The organism is Telluria sp. AZSoR62 (assembly GCF_058111565.1).
Map to the genome: position 1 here is coordinate 1 of NZ_JBYTST010000165.1, position 345 is coordinate 345.

The window sequence follows — 345 nt, forward strand, 5'->3', positions numbered from 1 at the left end:
CGTGCTCGCCAACGCCAACGTCTCCTGGTGCTCGGTGACGGTCAACCGCGAAGTGCTCCGGCGACTACTCAAGCAGGCGCAGGACGTGGAGAAGGAAATCGCCACGGTCGATCGCATGCTCAGGCTGGGTGCGAGCACCGAGATGGTCAGTCGGTTCTATGGCCTGACCCACCAAGAGGTGGCGCTTCGCCGCGAAATCCTCGGCCTGCCCAAGCGCAAGGGCCGCCACCCCGTGCTGGACGAGAAACAGGACACGGATCTGTGGCGGCAATGGAAGGCCGTGACCGGCAGCAGGAATGTCGATCTCGAAGACGAAACCTCCATTCTCGACGCCGCCATGGACTT

Annotated in this window: 1 protein-coding gene; it reads left to right on the plus strand. The window is 63.2% G+C overall.

The annotated features are described in order from the left end of the window. Positions 1-345: DUF2857 domain-containing protein (locus tag AC3XQU_RS23360; protein ID WP_489876535.1), on the plus strand; the 345-nt coding region annotated here is incomplete at both ends.